The organism is Ramlibacter sp., from assembly GCF_035655895.1.
GTDB lineage: Bacteria > Pseudomonadota > Gammaproteobacteria > Burkholderiales > Burkholderiaceae_C > Ramlibacter.
The window spans coordinates 1,201,477-1,226,308 of record NZ_DASRTN010000006.1 but is presented as its reverse complement, the minus strand read 5'-3'; the positions used below and the strand labels follow the sequence as shown (position 1 = coordinate 1,226,308).

Genomic DNA, 24,832 nt, shown 5'->3' with positions numbered 1-24,832 from the left:
GAACTTGAGGGCGATGTTCGCCGCCGGCGTCGCCGCCGCCGCGATGGCGCTCCTGGCCCACGCGCCGGCCCGCGCGGCCTCCGGCGGCTCCGAGCGCATCCGCGACCTGGCCAGCATCTCGGGCGTGCGCGTCAACCAGCTGATCGGCTACGGCGTCGTGGTCGGCCTGGATGGCAGCGGCGACGCCACCAACCAGGTGCAGTTCACCGGCCAGAGCGTGCAGTCGCTGCTGTCGCAGTTCGGCGTGACGCTGCCGCCGGGCGTGACCCCGCAGATGAAGAACGTGGCCGCCGTGATGGTCACGGCGGCCCTGCCCGCCTTCGCCCAGCCCGGCCAGCAGATCGACATCACGGTGTCGTCCCTCGGCAATGCGCGCAGCCTGCGCGGCGGCACGCTGCTGCTCACGCCGCTGCGCGGGGCCGACAGCCAGATCTACGCGATGGCCCAGGGCAACCTGGTGATCGGCGGCGCGGGTGCCGCCGCGGGCGGCAGCAAGGTCGCGATCAACCACCTGCTGGCCGGCCGCGTGCCCGGCGGCGCCACCGTCGAACGCGCGGTGGCCAATCCGGCGCTGGCTGCCGACGTGATCCACCTGGAGCTGAACCAGACCGACTTCAGCACCGCCCGCATGGTGGCGGAGGCGGTGAACCGCCACCTGGGCGCCGAGGCCGCCGAGCCGGTCGACGCCCGCGTGGTGCAGGTGCGGCTGCCGGCGCAAGGCAGCCGCGTGCGCTTCATCGCCGAGATCGAGAACCTGGAGGTCGCGCTGGCCGCGCCCGCCGCCAAGGTGATCGTCAACGCGCGCACCGGCTCGGTGGTGATCAACCAGTCGGTGCGGCTGGGCGCCTGCGCCGTCGCGCACGGCAGCCTGTCCGTCACGGTGTCCACCACCCCGGTGGTGAGCCAGCCCGCACCGCTGTCCGCCGGCCAGACCGTGGTCGCCGAGAAGTCCGACATCCGCATCCAGCAGGGCGCCGGCACGCTGTTCAACGTCCCCGCCAGCGCCGACCTGGCCGAGATCGTCAAGTCGCTCAACGCGCTGGGTGCCACCGCGCAGGACCTGATCGGGATCCTGCAGGCGATCAAGGCCGCCGGCGCGCTCAAGGCGGAACTGGAGATCATCTGATGCGCACCGACCCGAACGCCGTCAGCCTGGATGCCCGCTCGCTGGATGCGCTGCGCAACCAGGCCGCCGCCAATCCGAAGGCCGCCGCCCACCAGGCGGCCGTGCAGTTCGAGTCGCTGTTCATGCAGATGGTGGTCAAGAGCATGCGCGACGCCAGCCCCAAGGCCGATCCGGCCGCCGGCGGCGGCGCCGACACCTTCACCGGCATGCTGGACGCGCAGTTCTCGCGCCAGTTCGCCGGCCGCCCGGGCGGCCTGGCCGACATGCTGGAAAAGCAGCTGACCCGCCACATGCAGAACCTGCCGGCCGCCTCGGCGGACAGCCAGGCGCAGGAGATGCCCCCGGGCGTGCAGCCCGCGGCGGCCGGCGCGCCCTCGCCATCCAACGTGCCGACACAGCATGCCGGACCGCAGCGCGCCGTGCCGGCTGCGTCGGCCGCCGGCGCTCCGGTCACCCCGGCCGCGGCCCGTGCTGCCCAGGCGTCCCAGGCCGCCACGGTCGCACGCGCAGCGGGTGGCACGGCGCCGGCACAGGGCCTGGGCTCGCGCGCAGCCGCGTTCATCCGCGACATGCTGCCGCACGCCAAGGAGGCCGAGCGCCAGACCGGCGTGCCCGCCTCCTTCATCCTCGGCCAGGCCGCGCTCGAATCGGGCTGGGGCAAGGGCGAGATCCGCAACGCGGACGGCACCCCCTCGTTCAACCTCTTCGGGATCAAGGCCACCAGCGGCTGGAAGGGCGCGGCGACCCGCGTCATGACGACCGAGTACGAGGCCGGCCAGGCGACGCGCCAGCGCGCGGCCTTCCGCAGCTACGGCTCGTACGCCGAGGCCTTCACCGACTACGCACGCATGCTGTCCTCCAGCCCGCGCTACGGCAACGTGGTGCGCGGCGCGGGCACGGCCGAGGCCTTCGCCGGCGGCATGCAGCGCGCCGGCTACGCGACCGATCCGCAGTACGCGACCAAGCTGGCGCGCACCATCAACCACACCCTGGCGCTGCAGCGCGCGCTGGGCTGAAAGGCATCGAATGGCCGTCTCGCTCCTGAACATCGGCAGCCGCGCCCTGGTCGCGGCCCAGGGCGCGATCAACACCGTCTCGCACAACATCACCAACGCCAACACCGCCGGCTACTCGCGCCAGGAAGCGGTGCTGGCGACGGCCGGCGGCCTGTACAGCGGCTCCGGCTTCTTCGGCCGCGGCGTCGAGCTGGAGACGGTGCGCCGCCACTACGACCAGTTCCTGACCACCAACGTGCAGTCGGCCACGGCGATCAGCGCCGCCGACAGCGCCCGCGCCACCGGCCTGAAGGCGCTGGACACGGTGTTCTCGGACAACGAGATGGGCATCGGCGCGAGCCTCGACGCGTTCTTCGCGGCCGCCGGCGACCTGGCCAACCGGCCGGCGGACCTGTCGAGCCGCCAGGTGTTCCTGGCCCGGGCCGGCCAGCTGGCCGACCGCATCGACAGCATCGGCAAGCAGCTGCAGACGCTGATCGCAGGAGCCGACAGCCAGCTCGGGCATGACGCCAGCGCCGTCAACACGCGGCTGGACGAGATCAAGCAGCTCAACACGCAGATCGCGCGCCTGAAGGGCACCGGCCAGCCGCCCAACGACCTGCTGGACCAGCGCGATGCCGCCCTGCAGGCGCTCAACGGCCTGCTGGCCGTGACCGCCGTGGCCCAGGACGACGGCACGCTGGCGCTGTTCACCGCCTCCGGCGCGCCGCTGCTGGTGGGCGACCAGCAGGCCCGGCTCGCGGCCGTGAACGATCCGGCCGACGCTTCGCGCCACCGCCTGCAGCTCACCGTGGCGGGCACCAGCCAGTGGCTGGACCGCGACGCGCTCGGCGGCGGCAGCCTGGCGGGCACGCTGCAGCTGCGCGACGTCGACTATCCGGCCACGCTCAACCAGGTGGGACGCATCGCCACCGTCGTCGCCAGCGCCTTCAATGCCCAGCAGGCGCTCGGCGTCGACGCCAACGGCACCAGCGGCGCCGCCCTGTTCACCGTTCCCGCCCCGGCCAGCCTGGCCAACGCCGGCAACACCAGCGCGGCCAAGGTCGGCGTGACCGTCGCCGACCCGGCCGCGCTGCAGCCGAGCGACTACGACGTGCGCTGGGACGGCAGCAACTACACGATCTCGCGCCGGTCCGACGGCGTCACGACCACCTCGGCCGCGTTGCCGGCCACCGTGGACGGCCTGCGCTTCACCGGCAGCGGCGCGCCCGCCGCGGGCGACAGCTGGCGCGTGCAGCCGTTCGCCGGCGCCGCCACCGGGCTGGCGACGCGCCCGCTCACGCCGCGCGACGTCGCCACCGCGTTCGCCTCGACCATCGCGGCGGCCGCCGCCAACCAGGGCGGCGCCAGCGCCGCGGGGTTCACGGTGGTGCGCGCGAGCGCCGACAACCGCCTGCCCGTGACCATCACGTTCAACAACCCGCCCACCACGTTCAACGTGACCGGGCTGGCCGGCGGCGACCTGGCGAACGTGCCCTACGCGCCGGGCCAGCGCGTGCCGGCGGCGCCGGCCGACTACAACGGCTGGACCGTGACGCTGGACGGCGCACCGGCTGCGGGCGACAGCTTCCTCGTGCGGCCGGTGACCGCGCCAGCCAGCGACAACCGCAACGCCCTGGCGCTGGGCCGGCTTGCCAAGCTCGGCCTGGTGGAAGGCAGCACCCTCAACGAGGCCTATGCCTCGCTGCTGGGCGACGTCGGCAACCGCGTGCAGTCCGGCCAGGCTGCCGCCGACGTGTCGGGCCAGCTGCAGGCCGAAGCGGTCGCGCGCCAGCAGAACGTCTCCGGCGTCAACCTCGACGAGGAAGCCGCCAACCTGCTGCGCTACCAGCAGGCCTACCAGGCCTGCGCCAAGATCATCCAGACCAGCCAGTCCCTCTTCGAGTCCCTGCTCGCGGCCACCGGCCGCTGACGCCCCGGAAGCCCACCATGCGCGTTCCCACCCTCCAGACCTCCCGCCAGACGCTCGACGCCATCTCCACCCGGCAAGCCGAGCAGGCGCGCCTGCAGAACCGCATCGCCAGCGGGCTGCGGGTGCAGTCGCCCGGCGACGATCCGGCCGCCGCGGCGCAGGCGGAGCTGGCGCGCTCGCGGCTGGCGCACATCGCGCAGGACCAGCGCGCCACCCAGCTGGCGGCCAGCGTGCTGACCACCGCCGACGGCGCCCTGGCGCAGGGCACCGACCTGCTGCAGGCCGCGCGCGAGACGCTGGTGGCGGCCGGCAACGGCGGCTACAACCTGGTCGACCGGCAGGCGCTCGCGCTCCAGCTGCGCAACACGCGCGAGCAGTTGCTCAAGCTGGCCAACAGCGGCGACGGCGCCGGCGGCTACGTCTTCGGCGGCCAGGGCAGCCCGGTCGCGCCGCTGACCGGCACCATGACCCCGACCTACGACCCGGCCGCGGGCACGCAGCGGGTGGGCGAGAACGCGGACTACGAAGCCACGGTGGACGGCGAGGCCGTCTTCATGAACATCCCCCAGGGGAACGGCGTGTTCGCCACCTCCTCCGCCCCGGCCAACACCGGCACCGGCTGGATCGGCGCCGGCAGCGTCGTGGACGCCGCCCGCCTGACCGGCCACGACTACGCCGTGACCATCGGCGGGACCGCGGCCGCTCCCACCTACACGGTCACCGACACGACGGCCGGCACCGCCGTGGCGAGCAACGTCACCTTCAGCGATGGCGCGGTCATCGAGATCGACGGGCAGCGCGTGCAGATCCACGGCAAGCCGGCCCCGGGCGACAGCTTCGGGCTGGCCCCGGCCGGGCGCCAGAGCGTGTTCGCGACGCTCGACCAGGCCATCGCACTGCTCGAAGGCAACCCGACCAACGCGGCCTACAACCAGGGCCTGGAGCGGGTCCACGCCAGCCTCGACCGGGCGCTGGACGGCGTGGTACTGGCGCGCGCGCACGTCGGCGAGGCGCTGCGCGGCGTCGATGCCGGCAGCGCCTCCAACCAGCAGGAGACGCTGTCCGTGACCACCCGCCGCAGCGGCCTGGAGGACCTGGACCTGGCCGAGGCGATCTCGCAGCTGCAGAACAGCCAGGTCGCCACCGAGGCGGCGCTTCGCACCTACGCCAGCACCGCCCGCAAGTCGCTGTTCGACCTGCTGGGGTGAGCCCGCCGGCCGGTCAGGCCCGTCCGCGCCGCGCGGGGACGGCACGCGCGCCGGCAAGCCGCCTAGAGCACACCCCGCACCAGCGACGCGACGCCATCGGGTCCCAGGTTCAGCAGCCGGCCCGCCTCCCGCAGGTCGTCGGCGATCGCGGGGTGGTGCCAGCCCTTGTCCAGGTGGCGCGCGATGCGCACGGCGTACCGCACGGTCTGCGCCGCAGGGCCGTCCTCGTCCAGGGCCCGGGCGGCCTCGCGCACGACCGCGGCCAGGCCCCAGTGCTCCAGCAGTTCGCGCGAGATCCAGGTCAGGTCGCACCCGAGCAGCGCGCGCTGCGCGTCGGCCGAGCGCAACCGCTCGTCCTCGCGCTGGCGCCGCCGGATGTCCAGCGCCACCCCGGGCGCCTCCCACCAGAGCAGCAGGCCGGCGAAGTCGTGCAGCAGCGCGGCCTGGTGCAGCAGTTCCGCGTCGTCGTCCTGGCGGTAGACCGCGAATGCCGCGGCGATCCGGGCCGCGCAATGCGCGCGCTTGATCGTCTCGAGGGCGCCGGCCAGCGCCTTGGGCTGGTCGGCCAACCGGTCCTCCAGCGCCGTGAGCTGGCTGAAGTTGCGGAAGAACGGCTCGATGCCGGTGAGCACCAGGGCGGCGGTGACGGTCTGCACGGGGTTGGCCAGCCGGCGCCCGATCGAGGCCGACACGTGCTGCAGGGTGCGCAGGCACATCAGCGGATCGCGCAGGACCATGTCGGCCAGGCGGCTGGCATCGACGTCGTCGAGCCGGCCCGCCCAATGCGCCATCGCGTCACGCGTGACCCGCAGCACCGGCAGTTCGTCGGGCTCCAGCCGCAGCAGGCGCTGGGCGATCGGGTGGATGGCGGAGGGTTCCATCCCGGGGATATCGGCCGGCCCCGTTCTTCCTGTAGCCTGCAGCCCCCGGCGCCCCGATGGGCAGTTAGGCAATCCACTTACCGGGGCGGGCTTGAACCGCCCTGGCCCCCGCCGAAAGCATCACCATGAACATCCTCATCGTGGACGACGACGAGATCGCCCGCATGTCCCTCGTGAACATCCTGCGGGGCCTGGGCCGGATGGCCGAGGCCGCCGACGGGGAGGAGGCGTGGCGGCTGCTGCAGGACGGCCTGCGCCCCGCCGTCTGCTGCTGCGACATCATGATGCCGCGCCTGGACGGGCTCGGGCTGCTGCAGCGCACCCGTGCCCACCCCGTGCTCAAGGCCCTGCCCTTCGTGCTGATCTCCTCGGCCGCGGACCGCCAGACGGTGCAGAACGCGATCAACCGCGGCGCGGCCGGCTACATCCTCAAGCCCTTCCTGGGCGTGCAGACCCGGGCGACCGTCGAGCGCGTGCTGCGGGAGCGCCGGGTGGCCCAGGCGGAGCATTTCCTGGCCACGCGCCGCCGCCTCGGCCTGCAGCCGGGCGAGCTGGAGAAGGCACTGCACGAACTGCGCGGCGACAGCGACGACTGCGCCCGGCTGCTGCAACAGCCCGAGGCCAGCCGTGCCGCGCAGGTCGGCTCCCTGCAGCGCCTGCATTCGGTGAGCCTGCACCTGGGGCTCTGGCGCTGCGCGGCCGTCCTCGACGAGACGCTGCAGCCGCGCACGGCGATGGAGCAGCGGGTGCTGCTGGTGCAGGAGGTCGCCCGGCTGGTCGACGAGCAGCTGCTCGAGCTGTCCGAACTCACGCCGCCCGTGCAGCCGGCCTGACATGGACTGCACCGACCTGCCGCTGGCCGAGGCCGCCCGCCTGGACCGCCTGACGCGGCTGCACCTGCTGGACACCCCCGCCGAACCCGTGTTCGACGGGCTCACGCGGCTGGCGGCGTCGGTCACCGGGTGCCCGATCGCCGCGCTGTGCCTGGTCGACCACGAGCGCGTGTGGTGCAAGTCCGGCTTCGGCGTCCCCCATGGCCTGGAGCTGCGGCGGCGCGACTCGCTGTGCTCGCTCGCGATCGAAGCCGACGGCCTGTTCGAGATCGAGGATGCCCGGCTGGACCCGCGGGCCGCGGCCCATCCGGCCTTGCGCGGCGCGCAGCCGCTGCTGCGGTATTCCGCGGTGCCGCTGGTCATGCCCGGAGGCGAGCCGATCGGCACGCTGTGCGTGATGAGCCACGAGCCGGGTCGCCTCGGCCCGCTGCAGCGCAGGCAGCTCGATGACCTGGCTGCGAGCTGCGTCGAGGTCATCCTGCTGCGCGAACGCGAACACGACCGCACCGTCCATCAGCAGCGGCAGCTGTCCGCCTGGGAGCTGCTCGCGGGGTTCTCGCCGGTGGGCCTGTGCTGGGCCAACGGCTCGGGCGATCTGGTGGATTGCAACCGGCAATGGCTGGAGCTGCTGGAGCTGCCGTCGCTCGCCGATCTCGCCGGGCGGGGCTGGGCCGACATCCTGCATCCCGACGACCTGGCCACCGTGCAGGCCGCCTGGCGCGATGCCGCGGCGCGGCGCGAGCCCTGCGGCGGCGTGTTCCGGCTGCGCGCCGTGGCGGGCCGGCCGTTGCGCTGGCTGCGCTTTCGCACCAGCCCGATCGTGCTGCCCGATGGCTCGCCCGGCTACGTGGGTGCGCTGGTCGACGCGACCGAGGCCGAACAGCTGCAGCGCGAGCTCGAACGCAAGAACCAGGTGCTGGAGGCCGTCATCGAACACCTGCCGGCCGGGGTGGCGGTGTTCGGCCCGGACCTGGCGCACGTGCTGAGCAATTCGACGCTGCGCGAGATGCTCGCCCTGCCGGCCCACCTGTTCGACGATCCGGGCGCCAGCTTCCGCACGATCGCCAGCTACCTGGCAGCGCGTGGCGAGTACGGCCCGGGCGACGTCCACGAGCTCGTCGAGCGCCGCATCCAGCTGTGCCTGGCCGGACCGCGCGGCGCCGAGCGCACCCTGCTGGACGGCCGCTGCGTGGAGAACCGTTCGGCGCGCACGCCCGGCGGCCTGATCGTCACCACCCTCAACGACGTGACCGCCGCGCGCGACGCAACGCGCGACCTGCAGGTGAGCCGCCAGCGCCTGCAGCTCGCGCTCGATGCGTCCGGCCTCGGGCTGTGGGAGTACGACGCGGCGCAGGATGCGCTGTTCCTGGCCGGCCAGTGGGAGGAGCTGCTGGGCCTGCAGCTGCCCGAACCGGCGCGGCGCAGCAACATCCTGGACCACCTGCCGCCCGAGGACAGGGCCCGGCTGCAGCAGGCGCGGCGCGCCCTGCTGCGCGGCGAGACGGCCAGGCTGTCGCTGGAGCACCGCATGCGCACGGTGGACGGCCAGGAGATCTGGCTGCTCACCGAAGGCCAGGTCTCCGAGCGTGGCCCCGACGGCCGCGTGCGCAAGGTGGTGGGAACCTGCAAGAACATCACGGCGCGCCGCCTGGCCGATGCCGCGCTGCAGGCCGCGCTGCATGCGGCCGACGAGGCCAGCCGGGCCAAGGGCGAGTTCCTGGCCACCATGAGCCACGAGATCCGCACCCCGATCAATGGCGTGATCGGCCTGACCCAGCTGCTCAGCGACGCCCGCCTGCCCGAGCGCGAGAGCGGCTACGTGACGATGATCGACAGCTGCGCCAAGTCGCTGCTGGGACTGGTCGACAACATCCTCGATTTCTCCAAGATCGAAGCCGGCAAGGTGACGCTGGCGGAGTCGCCAACCGACCTGCACGCGCTCGCGGGCGAGATCGCCGACGTGTTCACGGTGCGGGCGGCCGAAAAGGACATCGCCTTCCGTCTGTCGGTCGATCCGGCGGTGCCGGCATGCGTGCTGCTCGATGCCGGGCGCCTGCGCCAGATCCTGCTGAACCTGCTGGGCAACGCCTGGAAGTTCACCGCCGCCGGCGGCTTCTCCCTGCACCTGCGGGTGGGCGGCGACGGCGAGGACCGCCGGCTGGAGTTTTCCGTGTCGGACACCGGGATCGGCATCGCCCCGGGCGACCAGGCCCGCCTGTTCACGCGCTTCACCCAGGCCGACGCCTCCAGTCGCCGCCGCTTCCAGGGCACCGGGCTGGGCCTGGCGATCTCGCGCGAGCTGGCCCGCCTGATGGGCGGGGACGTGCAGCTGGCCAGCAGGCCCGGGGCGGGGTCCACCTTCACGCTCCAGGTGCCCCTGCGGCCGGTGGAGCCGATCGGCGCGGCCGCCGAGTCGGACCCCGGCCAGCCGGCCGTGCGCACGGAAGCGTCGATCCTGCTGGTCGAGGACAACGAGGTGAACCGGCTGGTGGCCCAGGGTCTGCTGGCGACGCTGGGCTATGCACGGGTCACGACCGCCGTCCACGGGTTGGAGGCGCTGGCCGCCACCGAGCGCGAACGGTTCGACCTGGTGCTGATGGACTGCCAGATGCCCGAGATGGACGGCCTGCAGGCCACGGCCGAGATGCGGCGGCGCGGGCTGCGGATGCCGGTGCTGGCGCTGACCGCCCACGCCATGACGGGCGACCGCGAACGCTGCCTGCAGGCGGGCATGGACGACTACCTCACCAAGCCGATCGAGCCGCGGCTGCTGGCGGAGAAGCTGCACAGATGGCTGGGTGGCGGCCCCGCGCCGGCGGAGCCCGCGCCGCCGGCGCAGCCGCCCGCCCCCGACTTCGATGCCTCGACGCTGGTCGAGCGCTTCCTCGGCGACCGCCAGCTCTTCGCCCGCGCCCGCGGCATCTTCCTGGACCGCACCAGAACCGGGTTGCACGAGCTGGCCGCCGCGGCGGCGGCGGGCGACGAAGCCGGGCTGAAGGTGCTCGCCCACAAGCTGAAGGGATCGAGCGGCACCATCGGCGCCGCCCGGCTGGCGGCGCTGTGCGGCCAGGCCGAGGCCGGCGGGCTCTCGGCACTGCCGGATCCCGGAGGCTGGCTCGCCGCCGCCCAGGCGGCGCTGGACGCGTTCGCCGCCGCCAGCGCGCAGGCCTGAGCCGGACGCCGCTGCGCCGGCGCGGTCCGCCGGACCCGGGTACCCGGGCGATGGGAATGCCGCGGTCGCCCGCGATGCCGGAGAAAACCGGGGTCGCCCCGTTGACGTGCCCGGATGCGGATGGGGCCAACGGCCAGACTGTTGACGGAAGCAGCGAATTGGCTGACACTCGTCTGATGCCGACCGTTCCCGCCGCGCCCCCCGTCGCCGCGCCGACCCCTGCTGCGGCCGTTCCCGCCACCCACGTGCGGGCGGTGCGCGGGTTCAACCGCTTCTACACGCGCCGCATCGGCGTGCTCGCGCCCTACCTGGGAGGCGAGCTGTCGCTGGCCGAGGTGCGGGTGCTCTATGAACTGGCGCACCGCGACCAGCCCACGGCCGGGGAGCTCGCGCGCGAGCTGGGCCTGGACACCGGCTACCTCAGCCGGATCCTGCGGCGCTTCGAAGCGCGCGGCTGGCTGGAGCGGTCCACCTCGCCGGCCGATGCGCGCCAGAGCCTGCTGCGGCTGACCGACACCGGCCACCAGGCCTTCGCGCCGCTGCAGGAGCGGTCGCATCGGGAAGCCGAGGCCCTGCTCGCCCCGCTGGCGCCGCACCACCGCGAGCGCGCGATCGGTGCGATGGACACGCTCCAGCAGCTGCTGGGCGACCGCGGCGCGGCAACGGCCCGCACCGTGATCCTGCGCGACCCGCGGCCGGGCGACCTGGGCTGGGTGGTGCAGCAGCACGGCGAGATCTACGCGCGCGAGCACGGCTACACCGCCGAATTCGAGGCGCTGGTGGCCGAGGTCGCGGCGGGCTTCCTGCGCCGGTTCGACCCGGCCTGGGAAAAGGGCTGGATCGCCGAGCTGGACGGCGAGCGCGTGGGCTCGGTGTTCGTCATGCGCAAGTCCGCCACGGTGGCGCAGCTGCGCCTGCTGATCCTGTCGGCGCATGCCCGCGGCCTCGGGCTGGGCGGGCGGCTGGTCGACGAGTGCATCGCCTTCGCACGGGACAAGGGCTACCGCCGCATGGTGCTGTGGACCAACGGCCAGCTGGACGCGGCCCGGGCGATCTACGCCGCGCGCGGCTTCCTCCTGGTCCAGAGCGAACCGATGCAGGCCTACGGCCGCCAGCTGGTGGGCGAGACCTGGGAACTGCGCCTGCGCTGACCCGGGTGCCCGCAGCCGCGACGGGATAATCCGGGGCCATGACCTCCCCACCCGCGGCGCCCACCGGCGCCGGCACGCGCCGGCCGCAGCCGGAATCGCTGGCCGACCTCTTCTTCTCGTTCACCTGGCTGGCGCTGCAGGGTTTTGGCGGCGTGCTCGCCGTCGTGCAGCGCGAGCTGGTCGAGCGCAAGCGCTGGATGACGCGCGAGGAATTCGTCGAGGAGTGGGCCGTTGCCCAGATCATGCCGGGGCCCAACGTGGTGAACCTCGCGCTGATGATCGGCAGCCGCTATTTCGGCCTGCGCGGTGCCCTGGCGGCCCTGGCGGGCATGCTGACCGCACCCCTGGTGGTGGTGCTGGCCCTGGCGCTGCTGTACGCCCGCTTCGCCGACAACCCGCACCTGGCGAGCGCCCTGCGCGGCATGGGCGCGGTGGCTGCCGGCCTGATCACGGCCACGGGGCTGAAGCTGCTGGGTGCGCTGGGCAGGCATCCGCTGGGCGTGCCGGCGTGCCTTGCGCTGGGCGCGGCCAGCTTCGTCGGCATCGCGGTGCTGCGCTGGCCGCTCGCCTGGATCCTGCTGGGCCTGGGCGGCCTGTCGTGCTGGCTGACCTGGCGCAAGCTGGAGCCGGCGCGATGAACACGGTGATGACCAGTGCCGACTGGCTGTCCCTGCTGGTGCATTACCTGCTGCTGTCGCTGCTGTCGGTGGGCGGGGCGATCACCACCGCGCCCGACATGCACCGCTACCTGGTCGAGGAAAAGCTGTGGCTGACCGATCCGCAGTTCAGCGCCTCCGTCGCCATCGCCCAGGCCGCTCCCGGGCCCAATGTGCTGTTCGTGGCGCTGCTGGGATGGAACGTCGGGCTGAACGCCGGCGGGCTGCCGACGGCCGTGCTCGGCCTGCTGCTGGCGATGCTGGGCATCCTGCTGCCCAGCACCACCCTGACCTACCTCGCCGCGCAATGGGGCCATCGCAACCGCGACCTGCGCGGCGTGCGGGCGTTCAAGCAGGGCATGGCGCCGATCGTGATCGCACTGCTGGTCGCCACCGGCTGGGTGCTCGCCGCCGGCACCCACCCCGACGCGTCGCAATGGCGCCTGTGGCTCGTGACGGCGGTGACCGCGCTCGTGGTCTGGCGCACGCGCATCCACCTGCTCTGGCTGCTGGGCGCGGGCGCGCTGCTGGGGTGGTTCGGGCTGGTGTGACCGGTCCTGCCGGCGATGGCCGATCACAGGCGGCCCGGCGACCGCGGCGCGGTCAGGCCGCCCGCTCGAGCGCCTGGCGCTCGGCCAGCCCCAGGACCTGGGGCGCCCTCACCGGCGTGCCGGTGGCCGGATCGAAGAACGGCGTGTCGCGGTAGCGCCCGCGCAGCCTGGCCGCCAGCACGGCGCGCATGATCCGCACCAGCGCGACACCGGTGGCCAGCCGGGTGGGCGGCACCTGGCCCAGCGCCGACGCCGTGTTCAGCCGGATCCGCAGCGGGCCGAACGAACGGGCCAGGCCGGCCTCGTCGCCCGGCAGGCAGGCCCGGATCACCCCGACATAGGCCATGCGGATGTCGCGCGTCGTGTTGCCGATCGGCGTGCGGCAGCAGGCCGCGTACCAGCGCAGCAAGCCGCGCGGGCCCAGCGACATGCAGGCCAGCTGGTCGGCGCCCGCCGTGATCCGCACGTGTTCCGGCAGCAGCGGGATGATCTCGGTGCCACCGTGCGGATCGAGGACGTCGCCCTGGCGCCCCAGGAACCGGGCGAAGGCCTGGCAGTCCTTGCAGTAGCAGAGCGCGCGGCCCGCCATGCCCGGGGTGGCGACGTGGCCCTGGAGGGTGCCGCAGCGGCAGCGCAGTGCGTGGTTCATGGCGCGAGCGTACCGCCGACCGGCCCCGAGAGCGAGTCCGCCGCCCCAGCCGCCTCGGCAGCGGCAGCGGCGGGCGGCTCGACGTCACGGACGAACACCGGCAGGTCCATGGTGGGCGGCCGGAACCCGGTTTCGTACAGCATGTCGGCCACGTAGCCGCGGTGGTACGTGGCGTGGTTGGCCACGTGCAGCAGCATGGCGTCGCGCCGCATCGCCCCGGCGCCGCCGTCCACGAACCGGAACTCGACAACCTGCGCCAGCTGCGCCGCCGACAGCCGGCCGGCCTCGCCGAGGTACCACTGGTCCTGCTCGGCCTGCCAGGACCGCAGCTGCGCGAGCGACGCCACCTGCTCGGGTGTGCGACTGCGCAGGCCGTGCGGCTGGCCGGACAGATGCCCCTTCCAGATCCGGCCGACCACGTGGATGTGGCCGAGCACGCCGATGACGCCGGCCGGCCGGCCCGGCCGGGGCGCGTGCAGGCCTTCTTCCGGAAGCCGCGCGAGCGCGTCGTACAGCCGGGCGTTCGCCCACGCGGTGTACCGCAGGAGCATGTGGATCGGGTGCGACGCGTCCATCGGGGCCTCCAGGTGATCCTCAGGCCGGCGCTGCCGCACCGGACCGCCAGCGCCTGCTTGCGCCGTCAGCGCGGGCTCTCGAAGAACACGTAGTTTGCATGGTCGCCCACCTCGAAGTACACCTTCTTCTCGCCCGGGTCCACGACGAAGTTCAGGTTCTCGTCGAGAACGCCGTAGCCGAACCGGTAGGCGCGGGCCTGGGCGCGGTCCTCGGTGCCCAGCGCCGTCGACAGCTTGTCGACCCGCAGGAAGCGCCGCACGACCTTGTCGCCGGCATAGACCTCGAGCACGCCGTTGGTGCCGGTCCAGTTCTGGATGTCGCGGCCCAGCTTGTTCTGCTGCTCCTGGGTGCACGCGCCGACGAGCAGCGCCAGCGCGACGGTGACGGCGACCGCCGGCCTCGCGATCTTCCGCATGCCATGTTCCTCATGCGATGTTCTCATGCCATGTCCTCCTGGAGCAGTTCGGGCAGCAGCGTCGCGGCGGTGCCGCGCAGCACCGTGTCGGCCTCGTCGTCGAGATCACTCGGGTCGGGATTGAGCACCACCATCCGCGCGCGCGCCGCCGCCGTGCGGGCCAGGCCCGCTGCCGGATAGACGACGCCACTCGTGCCCACGACCAGCATCAGGTCGCAGGCGCCGGCGGCGGCCTCGGCCGCCGCGAGGACGTCGGCCGGCAGCATCTCGCCGAACCACACCACCGCCGGACGCCGCAGGTTGCCGCAGGTCGCGCAGCGCGGTGGGTGCCCGGGCACCGGGGTCCGTGCCTGGCAGCAGGCCCGGGGGGCGTCCAGCCAACGGTCTTCCTGCAGGGTGCCGTGCACGGCCAGCACGCCGGGACTGCCGGCGCGCTGGTGCAGCCCGTCGACGTTCTGCGTGATGAGCGTGAGCCGGCCGGGATGCCGCTGCTGGAAGCGCGCCAGCGCCAGGTGGCCGGCGTTCGGCGACACCTGGGCCACCATGTTGCGCCGCATCGCGTACCAGTCCCAGACCATGGCCGGGTCGGCCCGGAAGGCCTGCTCGGTGGCGAGGTCCTCGGGGCGGAAGCGTGACCACAGGCCGGTCTGGGCGTCGCGGAAAGTCGGCACGCCCGATTCGGCGCTCATGCCGGCACCGGTCAGGACCGCGATGCGCCCGGCCTCGCGCACCCAGTCGCGGACCACCCCGGGCGTCACCGGTGCGCCTCCGCCGAGGCCACCCGGCCGCGGGCGGCGCCGGGCCCCGGTCGCACGAACCAGGGTCGCAGCACGGTGCGGTGCAGGCGATCGGTCCGGGGCGGGCGGCGCGCGTGCCTCATGACCGTTGCCGCAGGGCCTCGTACAGGCAGATGCCGCTGGCCACCGACACGTTCAGGCTCTCGACCGCCCCGCGCATGGGGATCGAGACCAGCTCGTCGCAGGTCTTGCGGGTGAGCTGGCGCATGCCCGGGCCCTCGGCGCCCAGCACCAGGGCCACCGGCGCCTTCAGGTCGGCCTGGTAGAGCGTGCGCGGCGCGTCGTCGCTCGTGCCGATGCACCAGATGTTGCGTTCCTTGAGCTCGCCCAGCGTGCGCGCCAGGTTGGTGACCATGAAATACGGGACCGTCTCGGCGGCGCCGCTGGCCACCTTGGCCACGGTGGCGTTCAGGCCGACGGCGTGGTCCTTCGGCGCGATCACCGCGTGTGCGCCGGCGCCATCGGCCACCCGCAGGCAGGCGCCCAGGTTGTGCGGATCGGTCACCCCGTCCAGCACCAGCAGCAGCGGCGGGCCCTCGACCGCGTCGAGCAGGTCGTCCAGCGACTTCGCCGACGGCAGCGGCTCCACCCGGGCGGCCACGCCCTGGTGGCCGGCGCTGCCCGCCAGCTTGGCGATCCGCAGCGGATCGGCTTCGATCAGGCGCACACCCGCTTCGCGCGCGCGATCCAGGAACTGGCGCATGCGCGCATCCTTGCGGGTGGGCTCGTAGTAGACCTCGATCACCGATTGCGGTGCGGTCTTCAGGCGCACGCCGACGGCGTGGAACCCGAACAGGACTTTGGCGGACGACATGCCGCCGATTATCCGGCGCGGCTCAGGCGACCAGCCGGCCGGCTTCGATCGTGATGCGCCGCTCGCAGCGCGCCGCGATGCCGCGGTCGTGCGTCACCAGCACCAGCGTCGTGCCGCGCTCGCGATTGAGCTCGAACATCAGGTTCATCACGGTCTCGCCGGTGGCGAAGTCGAGGCTGCCGGTCGGCTCGTCGGCCAGCAGCACGGCCGGCTCGACGACGAAGGCGCGCGCCAGCGCCACCCGCTGCTGCTCGCCGCCCGACAGCACCTTCGGGTAGTGCCCCAGCCGCCCGCCCAGGCCGACCCGCTCGAGCATCGCGGCGGCCGCCTTGCGCGCGTCGCGGCGGCCGGCCAGCTCCAGCGGCAGCATCACGTTCTCCAGCGCGCTCAGGTTGCCCATCAGCTGGAAGCTCTGGAACACGAAGCCGACCTTGCGGGCACGCAACGCCGCGCGGTCGTCCTCGTCGAGCGCGAACAGGTCCTCGCCCGCCAGGCGCACGGTGCCCCGGGTCGGCGTGTCCAGGCCCGCGACGATCGACAGCAGCGTGCTCTTGCCGGAACCCGAGGCACCGACGATGGCGGCGGTCTCCCGCGCTGCCAGGGAGAAATCGATATCACGGAGAATGTCGAGAGTGCCGGTCGAGTCGGTGACCGATTTGTGGACATGCTCGACGGCAATGATGGGATCCGGCATGGGCAGTGGAATGGCAGAGATCGGGCGCAGGCACTTTATCGCGGCGGGCTTGGCCCTGCCTTTCGCAGGCCGGGCCACGGCGGCCGGTCCCGCCAGGCTGCTGGTGGTGGGCGACTCGCTGAGCGCCGAGTATGGCCTGCGCCGCGGCAGCGGGTGGGTGGCGCTGCTCGAACGCCGGCTGGCGGCCGAGAAGCTCGAGGTGAAGGTGGTCAACGCCAGCATCAGCGGCGACACCACGTCCGGCGGGCGATCCCGGCTGCCCGCCCTCCTCTCGCAGCACCAGCCGACGCACGTGGTCATCGAGCTCGGCGGCAACGATGCGCTGCGCGGACTGCCGCTGGCGATGACGCAGGAGAACCTCTCGCAGATGACGCAGACGGCGCAGAAGGCCGGCGCCCGCGTGCTGCTGGTGGGCATCCAGCTGCCGCCGAATTACGGCGCCGACTACGGCGCCCGGTTCGCCGCGCTCTACGAGCAGGTGGCGCAGCGCCACCAGGCCGCGGTGGTGCCGTTCCTGCTCAAGGGCGTGGCCGACGTGCCGGACGCCGAGCGGCTGTTCCAGCCAGACCGCATCCATCCCACGGAACAGGCCCAGTCGCAACTGCTGGCCAACGTGTGGCCCGAGCTGCGCAAGCTGCTGGCCGCCGGCGCGGGGACGCGGCCTTGACGGTGCAGACCCTCGCGGCCACGGAGGCCGCGGCCCGGCTGTCCGAGTACAGCGCCGTCATCGACGCGCGCAGCGAGGCCGAATACGCCGAGGACCACCTGCCCGGCGCGCTGAACTGGCCGTCCCTGAACAACGAGGAACGCGCCCTGGTCGGCACGCTGTACAAGCAGGTCAGCCCGTTCGAGGCGCGCAAGCGCGGCGCGGCGCTGGTCGCCGCCAACGTGGCGCGGCACATCGAGCGCGAGGTGCTCGACAAGCCCAAGGACTGGAAGCCGCTGGTGTACTGCTGGCGCGGCGGCAAGCGCAGCGGCTCGCTCTCGCTGGTGCTCGACCAGATCGGCTTCCGGGTGACGCTGGTGGAAGGCGGCTACAAGGCCTTCCGCTCGGCCGTGCTGGCCGACCTGCCGGCGCTGGCGGGCGGGCTGTCGTACCGGGTCGTGTGCGGCCCCACCGGCTCGGGCAAGACCCGCCTGCTGCACGCGCTCACGGCCGAAGGCGCGCAGGTGCTGGACCTGGAAGGCCTGGCGCACCACCGCAGCTCGGTGCTGGGCCTGATCCCGGGTGAGCCGCAGCCCAGCCAGAAGGCGTTCGACACGGCGGTCTGGCAGGCCTTGCGCGGCTTCGACCCGGCCCGGCCGGTGTTCGTCGAGGCCGAGAGCCGCAAGGTCGGCAATGTCGCGGTGCCCGAGGCGCTGATCACCGCGATGCGCGCCAGCCCCTGCCTGCGGCTGGAGCTGCCCGAGGACGCGCGGGTGGCGCTGCTGATGGAGGACTACGCCTTCTTCGTGCGCGACGCCGAACTGTTCTGCCAGAGGCTGGCCGCGCTGACGCAACTGCGCGGCCGCGCGGTCGTGGAGCGCTGGCAGCAGCTGGCGCGTGAGGGGCAGATGGACACCGTGGTGCGCGAGCTGCTGGTCACGCACTACGACCCGGGCTATGCGGCGTCGATCCAGCGCAACTTCGGGCAGTTCGGGACGGCGCCGGCCTGGTCGCTGCCGGACGGCAGCGCGGCGTCGATGCGCCGGCTGGCCCGCGAGATCCTCGGCGCCGAAGGCCGCGGCGCGGGCCGGTAGACGAAGGACAGCGGGAGCCGCTCAGGGCTGCGCGGGCGGCTCGGAAGGCTCCTGCGGTTCCACGCCGTCGGCCGGCGCCTGCTCGTCGTCGCCGGCCGACCCGACGCCGGCCTTGCGGTCGGCCTTGGCCTTGAGCTTGTCTTCCTTCTTGCGCTTCTTGGCCAGCTCCTTCTGGCGCTTCTCGTATCCGTAATTGGGTGTGGCCACAGCGCGATCCGTTCGTTTGGGTGATGCCCCACTGTAAGCGAAAACGCCGTCAGCCCAGGACCTGCAGAGCCTGGGCCAGGTCGTCCTGCAGCGCCGGCGCCTCCTCCAGGCCGATGGACAGGCGCACCAGCACGCCGGCGTGCGGCCAGGTGCCCGGCCGCCGCATCGACGCGATGTCGTAGGGCACCACCAGGCTCACCGGCCCGCCCCACGAATAGCCCAGCTTGAACAGGCGCAGCGCGTCGCAGAACGCGTCGACCCTGGCCGGCGCGAAGCGCTCGTGGAAGACCACGGAGAACAGGCCGGCGGCCAGACCGTCCGGGCCGCACAGGGCACGCCAGTGCTCGTGGCCCGGCGCGCCCTCCAGGGCCGGATGCAGCACCTGCGCGATCTCCGGCCGCGTCTGCAGCCAGCGTGCCAGCAGCCGGGCGCTCTCGTCGTGCGCCCGGTATCTCAGCGGGGTGCTGGGCAGCGAGCGCAGCACCAGTTCGGCATCGTTGCCGCCCACCCCCCAGCCCAGCCGCATGTGGGTGAGTTTCAGGCGCGTGTGCAGCGCATCGTCGCGCGTTACGATGCTGCCCATCAGCACGTCGCCGCCGCCGCTGGGGTACTTGGTGAGGGCCTGGATGACGATGTCCGCGCCGCTGCCGGGCGTGGAGCGGTCGCCGTGCCCGAGGTCGAAACCGTTGAAGGCCAGGCCGGCCGACCAGGTGTTGTCCAGCGCCGTGGTGACGCCGCGCTGCCGGCAGAGGTGCGCCAGGTGCGCGAGCGGCGGGAATTCCATCGTCACCGAACCAGGCGCCTCCAGCCAGACCAGCCGGGTCTTGGGGCCCAGGCGCCGCTCCAGGTCGGCCGGATCCATGGGGTCGTAGCGCTGGTGCGTGATGCCCCACTGGGCCAGTTCGCCCTCGGCCAGCGCCCGCGACGGCCCGTAGACGTTCTCCGGCAGCAGCACCTCGTCGCCCGCGGCCAGCAGCGACAGGTTGACGTTGGCGATCGCAGCCAGGCCGCTGGGCACCAGCAGGCAGTGCCGCCCGCCTTCCAGGGTCGCGATGCGCTCCTCGAGCTGGAAGGTGGTCGGCGTGCCGTGCAGGCCGTAGGTGTAGCCGTTCTTGTGCTTCCAGTCGCGCGAGCGCAGCGCGGCCACGTCGGGGAAGATGACCGTCGAGGCTCTGTGGACGCCGGGCTGCGGCGCGGCGAAGCCGGCGGGCGGAACGTAGGGATGGTGGATCAGGTCGGTGGCCGGCGTGGTCATGCGGGGATGGTAGCGGCTGCTTCCGTGCACCAGACGGCGCAGCACGCGGCGGCGATCGGCGCCGCGACACCCATTCCCGAGCTCGCTCAGTCGAACAGGCCGGGATCCGGGCCGCCGAGCGCGGCGCCCTCGATCTCCAGCAGCCGCAGCTTGGTGCGGGTGCCGCCCTCGGCCGAGAAGCCGCCCGCCGCGCCACGGGCCGCCAGGATCCGGTGGCACGGCACCAGCGGCGCGAACGGGTTGTGCCCGAGCGCCTGGCCGACGGCCCTGGCCGCGCCCGGTTCGCCCAGCGCGCGCGCGAGCTCGCCGTAGGTCCTCACCTGCCCCGGCGCGATGGCCCGCGCGGCCTCGTACACGCGGCGCGCGAACGGCGCCACGCCGACCCAGTCGATCGGCACGTCGAGCAGCGCATCGTGCCGGCCCGCCAGCGCCGACTGCAGCCGGGCGATGACGTCGCGCACCGGCGGCGGCGGCACCGACACGGCTTGCGCGCCACAGCGCCGCTGCAGCCGCACCAGCGTGCCTGCCTCGTCGGCTTCGGGCAGCTGCACCGCCTGGATGGCTCCCGCGGGGGTCCAGGCGATGCCGCACCGGCCCACGGCCGTGTCGAACAGGCAGCACCCTGCCGCGACGGCCATCACGCCTCGCGCAGCGCCTGGCGCAGGTGGACGCCGACCTCGGGGCGCTCCAGGAAGGGATCGGGCGGGTTGCGCACGTCGACGATGGCCTCCATGCGGCTGCGCACGTTGCCCAGCGCCTTGGGATGGCTGAACACGTAGAACTGGTCGGCGGCCATCGCGTCGAACACCTTCTGCGCGACCTCCGCCGCCGTGACCTTGCCGGAGCTCACCGCCTTGTCGCTCATCGCCTGGCCGATCAGCTGGCTGCGGGTGGGCTTGGCGGCGGCCAGCTCGCCGGGGCGGTTGCGCTGGCTCTGGCTGATGCCGGTGGGCACGAAGTACGGGCACAGCACGCTGGCCCCGATCTGGTCGGTGACCAGGCGCAGGTCCTGGTAGAGCGTCTCGGTCAGGCTCACCACCGCATGCTTGCTGACGTTGTAGATGCCCATGTTGGGCGGCGTCAGCAGGCCGGCCATGCTGGCCGTGTTGACGATGTGGCCCTGCCAGGCGGGATCCTGCCTGGCAGCCGCGAGCATCATCGGCGTGAACAGCCGCACGCCGTGGATCACGCCCCAGAGGTTCACGCCCAGCACCCAGTCCCAGTCGGCGACGGTGTTCTCCCAGAGCAGCCCGCCCGCGCCGACCCCGGCGTTGTTGAAGACGAAGTGCGGCGCGCCGAAGCGCCCGGCCACCGCCTGCGCCAGCGCCTCCATCTCGTCGGCGCGCGACACGTCCACGCGACGCGCGAGCACCTGCGCACCGGCCTGCTGCAGCTCGGCGGCGGCCTTGTCCAGCGCATCCTGCTGCACGTCGACCAGCACCAGGTTCATGCCCAGTCGCGCGCCGATGCGCGCGCACTCGAGGCCGAAGCCGGAGCCGGCGCCGGTCAGGACGGCGGTCTTGCCCTTGAAGTCGGAAATCATGCGGGGTCTGCCTTTCTCAGCACGTAGCCGATGCGTGGGAAATGGACGTGCACCGTGCCGGCCCGGGGGTCGGTGCGGCGCAGGCTGTAGTGGGTGCGGGTGGCGGCGACCAGCTCGCCCACGGTGGCCTCCGGTCCGAAGGATTCCGCGGCGATGGTCACCTCGGACCCGAGCGGGATGCCGTGGTCGTCCTGGAACGCGCTGTCCACCAGCAGGTTCTGGCCCGGCGGCATGGGTTCGGCGTTCTGCGCCACCGTGATCGCGTCCCCGGGCGACAGCTTCTCGGCGCGCCCATGGCCGAGCGCCGCCATGCGGTCCATCCATTCCAGCAGCGACGGCGTGGGCTGCAGGATGCCGGCCATCGACGACGCGCGGTGGCGCGTGTACCAGAGCGGGTGGTAGGCGGCGAAGTCGGCCACGCACGGCTCGGCGCCGAACAGGAAGTCGTGCTCGTCGGCCATGTGCGCGATCCGGCGCAGGTACGAGCGGTAGGCCGAGGTGGCGTCGGCCGGGCGCAGCTGCGTCATGTTGGCGCGCATGGCCTTGCGGTCGTTCATGAACGCCTGGGCCACCGCCGCATCCGGAAACATCGCCGCCGCCGACTTGGGCTGGATGTTGTACGACATGGCCGCCCAGAACAGCGTGGTGTCGGCCCACTGCGCGAAGATCCGGGCCACCCCGCGGATGTGCGGCGGGTACAGCGCGGGCTCCGGCTGCACGTGCTCGAGCACGTCGCAGACCAGCGCGGTGTCGCAGTAGATGTCGGCGCCGACCTGCAGGAACGGCGTGCGGCGATAGCCGCCCGTGAGCGCCACGACGTCGGGCTTGGGCTGGATGGCGGGCACGTGCACCGAGCGCCAGGCCAGCTGCTTGTGGCCGAGGATGAGGCGCACCTTCTCCGAGAAGGGCGACTCCGGGTAGTGGTGGAGGATCAGATCGGTCATGCGGGGGAAGTTGCAGGTTCAGCGCGGCATCGCGCGGGAGAGGATGGCGTCGAAGTCGGTGCCGCCGCCGAGGGTGCCGAGGGCCTGGCCCCAGTGGCCGGCGATGCGCGACGCGCAGAAGGCGCCGGCCACGGCGGGCGGGGCTGTCTGCACCAGGAGCGACGCCTGCACCGCCAGCGCGACGTCCTGCGCCAGCCGGCGTGCCTCGGTCTCGGAGGCCATCTCCTCGACGCGCATCGGCAGCGCGGCCGCCAGGCGGTCCAGTGCGGGGTGCGCGCCCCGCGCGGGTGCCAGCTCCTGCGCGAGCGCGGCAGCGGCGTCGGCCTTGCGCAGGGCGCGCAGCAGGTCCAGCGCCATGATGTTGCCGGCGCCTTCCCAGATGGAGTTGAGCGGCATCTCGCGGTAGATGCGGGCCATCACGCCTTCGCCGCCCTCCTCCACGTAGCCGTTGCCGCCCAGGCATTCCATCGCCTCCTGGGCGAAGTGGCTGCCGCGCTTGCAGATCCAGAACTTGGCCACCGGCGTGAGCAGGCGGGCCATCGCCGCCTCGTGCGCATCGCCGCGGCGGTCGAAGGCACGGGCCAGGCGCAGCGCGAGCGCCGTGGCCGCCTCGCTCTCCAGCGCCAGGTCGGCCAGCACGTTGCGCATCAGCGGCTGGGCCGCCAGCGGCTTGCCGAAGGCCTGCCGCTGGCGGGTGTGGTCCAGCGCGAGCGCCAGGGCCTGCCGCATCAGGCCGCTGGTGCCCAGGGCGCAGTCGAGCCGCGTCATCGTGCCCATCTCGAGGATCTGCGGCACGCCGCGTCCCTCCTCGCCCACCAGCCAGGCGGTGGCGCCATGGAACTCCACCTCGGAGCTGGCGTTGGCCTTGTTGCCGAGCTTGTCCTTCAGGCGCTGGATCCGGATGGCGTTGAGCGAGCCGTCCGGCAGCACGCGCGGCAGGAACAGGCACGACAGGCCCGAGCCGGTCTGCGCGAGCACCAGGAAGGCGTCGCACATCGGGGCGGAGAAGAACCACTTGTGTCCCGTCACCTGCATGCGGCGGCCCCAGGCGTCGTCGCCGGCAGGCTCGGCCCGGGTCGTGTTGGCGCGCACGTCGGAGCCGCCCTGCTTTTCCGTCATGCCCATGCCCATCGTCAGGCCCGCCTTGCGGTGCCAGGGCTTCAGCCCGGGGTCGTAGGCGCGGCTCGTGAGGCCCGGGGCCCAGTCGGCGAACACCGCCGCGTTGCTGCGCAGCGCCGGCGTGACCGCGTAGGTCATCGAGATCGGGCACAGGATCGATGGCTCGAGCTCGGTGAACAGCATGAACCCCGCCGCGCGCAGCACGTGAGGCGACGCGGAGCCGCCGGCCCAAGGCGTGCCGTGCAAGCCCGCGGCGACCGCGGCCGCCATCAGGGCGTGGTAGCTGGGATGGAATTCCACCTGGTCGACCCGCCGGCCGAAGCGGTCGTGCGAGCGCAGCTGCGGCCCGTGCACGTTGGCCAGCCGCGCGTGGGCCTGCATCTCGGCGGTGCCCAGCTGGCGGCCCAGCGCGGCCAGCGGGGCCGTGTCGAGGTCCGGAGCGTTGAAGCGCAACGCGTCGCGCAGGCCCGCGTTGCCGACGAACAGGTCGTAGCCGACCAGCGGCTCGGGCTGGTTGAAGACGTCGTGGGTGGCGAGTTCAGGCACGGGACCTCCGGGGAGCGTGGACCAGGCGCCAGGTGTCCGGGACGTCCCGCACTTCGGCGCCGCCCAGCGCGCCCTTGTCCAGCAGCAGCCGGTGCAGCCGCGGCAGGTGGTAGTGCGGCACGGCCGGATACAGGTGGTGCTCGAGGTGGTAGTTGACGTGGTGCGGGAACAGGACGAGACGGGCCAGCCAGTTGAGCGGACGGCCCCAGGTCCGGTTGGTGCGGGCGGCGGTCAGCGGCGACCCCAGATCGGACACCGCCCCATGCTCGAGGATGGCGCGCAGGCGCAGGATGGGCTGGAGCACCGTCACCAGCGGCAGCATCCAGAGCACCGCGTACATCGCGAGTGCGCGACCGCCGCCCAGCGTGAAAGCGGCAACGGGTGCCGCCAGGTGGAAGCCGGCGACCCAGAGCCGGTCGCGCCGCGCCGCCGCGCGCAGCGCCGGCGAGGTGTCGTCCAGCGGCCGGATGCCCCGCCGGGTGTCGGCGTTGATCGCGGGCGCGCCGAAGAAGTAGGCGAAGGTCTTCCAGGCGTTCAGGCCCAGGATGTCGCGCGCCAGCTTGTCCACCAGATAGCGCCGTCCCCGCGGGTAGCCGCCATGGATGGCGGTGTCGGGGTCCTCGCTCGTGTAGAGGTTGTTGTGGTGCAGGCGGTGCGTGACCCGGTAGGTGCACATCGACACGCCGCCGGCCATGCCGATCAGGCGGCCGAGCAGGTCATTGGCGGTGCGGTTGGGCAGCAGCCGGTAGTGCGCAGCCTCGTGCGCCAGGATGAACAACCCGTGCTGGGCGATGCCGATCACCAGCACCGACAGCGCCACCCACGGCCGGGGCCAGGTGAGCACGGCCAGCGTGACGGCCGCGCCGATCCACGCCAGGGTCAGGCCGACGGCCAGCAAGGCGCGCGACGTGGACAGCTGCGTCAGCGGCGCGAGCTCCTGCGCCGTGAGCAGGCGCCGCGCCTGCGCGGTGCGCGCGCCGGGGCTGCGCAAGTCCTCGCGGAACTCCTCGCCCGGGCGCGCTTGCAT

The 24,832-nt window shown here is 73.2% G+C and carries 25 protein-coding genes; 11 read left to right on the top strand and 14 right to left on the bottom strand.

Going from position 1 to position 24,832, the window contains the following annotated elements; all coding sequences use genetic code 11:
- The first annotated feature begins 13 nt into the window (after positions 1-13).
- Genes VFE82_RS08790 through flgL form a run of 4 tightly spaced genes read left to right on the top strand, consistent with a single transcriptional unit; the run spans position 14 to position 5,262 of the window.
- Positions 14-1,126, top strand: a complete 1,113-nt coding sequence (locus VFE82_RS08790; RefSeq protein WP_414708740.1) for a flagellar basal body P-ring protein FlgI — start codon at positions 14-16, stop codon at positions 1,124-1,126.
- On the top strand, positions 1,126-2,142 hold the full coding sequence (gene flgJ, locus VFE82_RS08785; RefSeq protein ID WP_324999878.1) for a flagellar assembly peptidoglycan hydrolase FlgJ: 1,017 nt from the start codon (positions 1,126-1,128) through the stop codon (positions 2,140-2,142). Before VFE82_RS08790 ends, flgJ begins: the two co-directional genes overlap by 1 nt.
- Positions 2,143-2,152: 10 nt before the next feature.
- A complete protein-coding gene (gene flgK, locus VFE82_RS08780) occupies positions 2,153-4,054 on the top strand; it encodes a flagellar hook-associated protein FlgK (protein WP_324999877.1) in 1,902 nt (633 codons plus the stop codon).
- Positions 4,055-4,071: 17 nt separating this feature from the next.
- Positions 4,072-5,262 carry a flagellar hook-associated protein FlgL gene (flgL, locus tag VFE82_RS08775; protein WP_324999876.1) on the top strand — a complete coding sequence of 397 codons (1,191 nt, stop codon included), beginning with the start codon at positions 4,072-4,074 and terminating at the stop codon, positions 5,260-5,262.
- Between the two features lie 62 nt (positions 5,263-5,324).
- Here flgL and VFE82_RS08770 read toward each other — a convergent pair whose 3' ends face one another.
- Positions 5,325-6,143: an HDOD domain-containing protein gene (locus VFE82_RS08770; RefSeq protein ID WP_324999875.1), complete on the bottom strand. Its 819-nt coding sequence runs from the start codon at positions 6,141-6,143 to the stop codon at positions 5,325-5,327.
- A 125-nt stretch (positions 6,144-6,268) separates the two neighbouring features.
- Here VFE82_RS08770 and VFE82_RS08765 point away from each other — a divergent pair, with 125 nt between their 5' ends.
- From VFE82_RS08765 to VFE82_RS08745, 5 genes are all read left to right on the top strand, one after another.
- Positions 6,269-6,976, top strand: coding sequence for a response regulator transcription factor (locus VFE82_RS08765; protein WP_324999874.1), 708 nt, complete (start codon positions 6,269-6,271; stop codon positions 6,974-6,976).
- Between the two features lies 1 nt (position 6,977).
- Positions 6,978-10,148, top strand: a complete 3,171-nt coding sequence (locus VFE82_RS08760) for a response regulator (RefSeq protein WP_324999873.1) — start codon at positions 6,978-6,980, stop codon at positions 10,146-10,148.
- Between the two features lie 176 nt (positions 10,149-10,324).
- A complete protein-coding gene (locus tag VFE82_RS08755) occupies positions 10,325-11,299 on the top strand; it encodes a bifunctional helix-turn-helix transcriptional regulator/GNAT family N-acetyltransferase (protein ID WP_324999872.1) in 975 nt (324 codons plus the stop codon).
- A 38-nt stretch (positions 11,300-11,337) separates the two neighbouring features.
- Positions 11,338-11,937 (top strand): chromate transporter, encoded by a 600-nt coding sequence (locus VFE82_RS08750; protein WP_324999871.1) that lies wholly within the window; start codon positions 11,338-11,340, stop codon positions 11,935-11,937.
- Positions 11,934-12,506 (top strand): chromate transporter, encoded by a 573-nt coding sequence (locus tag VFE82_RS08745; protein WP_324999870.1) that lies wholly within the window; start codon positions 11,934-11,936, stop codon positions 12,504-12,506. Before VFE82_RS08750 ends, VFE82_RS08745 begins: the two co-directional genes overlap by 4 nt.
- 52 nt (positions 12,507-12,558) lie before the next feature.
- Here the strand turns inward: VFE82_RS08745 and VFE82_RS08740 are convergent, their stop codons facing one another.
- The 6 genes from VFE82_RS08740 to VFE82_RS08715 form a co-directional block, all read right to left on the bottom strand.
- Positions 12,559-13,155 carry a DUF6151 family protein gene (locus VFE82_RS08740; protein WP_324999869.1) on the bottom strand — a complete coding sequence of 199 codons (597 nt, stop codon included), beginning with the start codon at positions 13,153-13,155 and terminating at the stop codon, positions 12,559-12,561.
- Positions 13,152-13,730 carry a DinB family protein gene (locus tag VFE82_RS08735; RefSeq protein ID WP_324999868.1) on the bottom strand — a complete coding sequence of 193 codons (579 nt, stop codon included), beginning with the start codon at positions 13,728-13,730 and terminating at the stop codon, positions 13,152-13,154. The genes VFE82_RS08740 and VFE82_RS08735 overlap by 4 nt, the downstream gene beginning before the upstream one ends.
- A gap of 65 nt (positions 13,731-13,795) precedes the next feature.
- Positions 13,796-14,146, bottom strand: a complete 351-nt coding sequence (locus VFE82_RS08730; protein ID WP_324999867.1) for a hypothetical protein — start codon at positions 14,144-14,146, stop codon at positions 13,796-13,798.
- Between the two features lie 23 nt (positions 14,147-14,169).
- Complete coding sequence (locus VFE82_RS08725; protein WP_324999866.1) at positions 14,170-14,904, bottom strand: NAD-dependent protein deacylase; 735 nt, start codon at positions 14,902-14,904, stop codon at positions 14,170-14,172.
- Between the two features lie 118 nt (positions 14,905-15,022).
- On the bottom strand, positions 15,023-15,757 hold the full coding sequence (gene rlmB / locus VFE82_RS08720; protein WP_324999865.1) for a 23S rRNA (guanosine(2251)-2'-O)-methyltransferase RlmB: 735 nt from the start codon (positions 15,755-15,757) through the stop codon (positions 15,023-15,025).
- A gap of 22 nt (positions 15,758-15,779) precedes the next feature.
- Positions 15,780-16,451: an ABC transporter ATP-binding protein gene (locus VFE82_RS08715; RefSeq protein ID WP_324999864.1), complete on the bottom strand. Its 672-nt coding sequence runs from the start codon at positions 16,449-16,451 to the stop codon at positions 15,780-15,782.
- Between the two features lie 10 nt (positions 16,452-16,461).
- On the opposite strand from VFE82_RS08715, the gene VFE82_RS08710 reads away from it, so the two are divergent.
- Positions 16,462-17,118 carry an arylesterase gene (locus VFE82_RS08710; protein WP_414708739.1) on the top strand — a complete coding sequence of 219 codons (657 nt, stop codon included), beginning with the start codon at positions 16,462-16,464 and terminating at the stop codon, positions 17,116-17,118.
- On the top strand, positions 17,115-18,191 hold the full coding sequence (mnmH, locus tag VFE82_RS08705) for a tRNA 2-selenouridine(34) synthase MnmH (RefSeq protein WP_324999862.1): 1,077 nt from the start codon (positions 17,115-17,117) through the stop codon (positions 18,189-18,191). Before VFE82_RS08710 ends, mnmH begins: the two co-directional genes overlap by 4 nt.
- 21 nt (positions 18,192-18,212) lie before the next feature.
- Here mnmH and VFE82_RS08700 read toward each other — a convergent pair whose 3' ends face one another.
- The 7 genes from VFE82_RS08700 to VFE82_RS08670 form a co-directional block, all read right to left on the bottom strand.
- Positions 18,213-18,398: a hypothetical protein gene (locus VFE82_RS08700; RefSeq protein ID WP_324999861.1), complete on the bottom strand. Its 186-nt coding sequence runs from the start codon at positions 18,396-18,398 to the stop codon at positions 18,213-18,215.
- A gap of 49 nt (positions 18,399-18,447) precedes the next feature.
- Entirely contained in the window at positions 18,448-19,653 is a 1,206-nt protein-coding gene (locus VFE82_RS08695) for a PLP-dependent transferase (RefSeq protein ID WP_324999860.1), read from the bottom strand.
- Between the two features lie 86 nt (positions 19,654-19,739).
- Complete coding sequence (locus VFE82_RS08690; RefSeq protein WP_324999859.1) at positions 19,740-20,291, bottom strand: methylated-DNA--[protein]-cysteine S-methyltransferase; 552 nt, start codon at positions 20,289-20,291, stop codon at positions 19,740-19,742.
- Positions 20,291-21,196, bottom strand: coding sequence for an SDR family oxidoreductase (locus VFE82_RS08685; protein WP_324999858.1), 906 nt, complete (start codon positions 21,194-21,196; stop codon positions 20,291-20,293). Before VFE82_RS08685 ends, VFE82_RS08690 begins: the two co-directional genes overlap by 1 nt.
- Entirely contained in the window at positions 21,193-22,140 is a 948-nt protein-coding gene (locus tag VFE82_RS08680; protein WP_324999857.1) for a glutathione S-transferase family protein, read from the bottom strand. Before VFE82_RS08680 ends, VFE82_RS08685 begins: the two co-directional genes overlap by 4 nt.
- A gap of 18 nt (positions 22,141-22,158) precedes the next feature.
- Positions 22,159-23,805 (bottom strand): isovaleryl-CoA dehydrogenase, encoded by a 1,647-nt coding sequence (locus tag VFE82_RS08675; RefSeq protein ID WP_324999856.1) that lies wholly within the window; start codon positions 23,803-23,805, stop codon positions 22,159-22,161.
- Positions 23,798-24,832, bottom strand: a complete 1,035-nt coding sequence (locus tag VFE82_RS08670; RefSeq protein WP_324999855.1) for a fatty acid desaturase family protein — start codon at positions 24,830-24,832, stop codon at positions 23,798-23,800. The genes VFE82_RS08675 and VFE82_RS08670 overlap by 8 nt, the downstream gene beginning before the upstream one ends.

Coding starts and splice junctions, on each gene's coding strand:
- VFE82_RS08790 (WP_414708740.1), top strand. CDS start 14: ATGTTCGCCGCCGGCGTCGCCGCCGCCGCGATGGCGCTCCTGGCCCAC.
- flgJ (WP_324999878.1), top strand. CDS start 1,126: ATGCGCACCGACCCGAACGCCGTCAGCCTGGATGCCCGCTCGCTGGAT.
- flgK (WP_324999877.1), top strand. CDS start 2,153: ATGGCCGTCTCGCTCCTGAACATCGGCAGCCGCGCCCTGGTCGCGGCC.
- flgL (WP_324999876.1), top strand. CDS start 4,072: ATGCGCGTTCCCACCCTCCAGACCTCCCGCCAGACGCTCGACGCCATC.
- VFE82_RS08770 (WP_324999875.1), bottom strand. CDS start 6,143: ATGGAACCCTCCGCCATCCACCCGATCGCCCAGCGCCTGCTGCGGCTG.
- VFE82_RS08765 (WP_324999874.1), top strand. CDS start 6,269: ATGAACATCCTCATCGTGGACGACGACGAGATCGCCCGCATGTCCCTC.
- VFE82_RS08760 (WP_324999873.1), top strand. CDS start 6,978: ATGGACTGCACCGACCTGCCGCTGGCCGAGGCCGCCCGCCTGGACCGC.
- VFE82_RS08755 (WP_324999872.1), top strand. CDS start 10,325: ATGCCGACCGTTCCCGCCGCGCCCCCCGTCGCCGCGCCGACCCCTGCT.
- VFE82_RS08750 (WP_324999871.1), top strand. CDS start 11,338: ATGACCTCCCCACCCGCGGCGCCCACCGGCGCCGGCACGCGCCGGCCG.
- VFE82_RS08745 (WP_324999870.1), top strand. CDS start 11,934: ATGAACACGGTGATGACCAGTGCCGACTGGCTGTCCCTGCTGGTGCAT.
- VFE82_RS08740 (WP_324999869.1), bottom strand. CDS start 13,155: ATGAACCACGCACTGCGCTGCCGCTGCGGCACCCTCCAGGGCCACGTC.
- VFE82_RS08735 (WP_324999868.1), bottom strand. CDS start 13,730: ATGGACGCGTCGCACCCGATCCACATGCTCCTGCGGTACACCGCGTGG.
- VFE82_RS08730 (WP_324999867.1), bottom strand. CDS start 14,146: ATGCGGAAGATCGCGAGGCCGGCGGTCGCCGTCACCGTCGCGCTGGCG.
- rlmB (WP_324999865.1), bottom strand. CDS start 15,757: ATGTCGTCCGCCAAAGTCCTGTTCGGGTTCCACGCCGTCGGCGTGCGC.
- VFE82_RS08715 (WP_324999864.1), bottom strand. CDS start 16,451: ATGCCGGATCCCATCATTGCCGTCGAGCATGTCCACAAATCGGTCACC.
- VFE82_RS08710 (WP_414708739.1), top strand. CDS start 16,462: ATGGCAGAGATCGGGCGCAGGCACTTTATCGCGGCGGGCTTGGCCCTG.
- VFE82_RS08695 (WP_324999860.1), bottom strand. CDS start 19,653: ATGACCACGCCGGCCACCGACCTGATCCACCATCCCTACGTTCCGCCC.
- VFE82_RS08690 (WP_324999859.1), bottom strand. CDS start 20,291: ATGGCCGTCGCGGCAGGGTGCTGCCTGTTCGACACGGCCGTGGGCCGG.
- VFE82_RS08685 (WP_324999858.1), bottom strand. CDS start 21,196: ATGATTTCCGACTTCAAGGGCAAGACCGCCGTCCTGACCGGCGCCGGC.
- VFE82_RS08680 (WP_324999857.1), bottom strand. CDS start 22,140: ATGACCGATCTGATCCTCCACCACTACCCGGAGTCGCCCTTCTCGGAG.
- VFE82_RS08670 (WP_324999855.1), bottom strand. CDS start 24,832: ATGCAAGCGCGCCCGGGCGAGGAGTTCCGCGAGGACTTGCGCAGCCCC.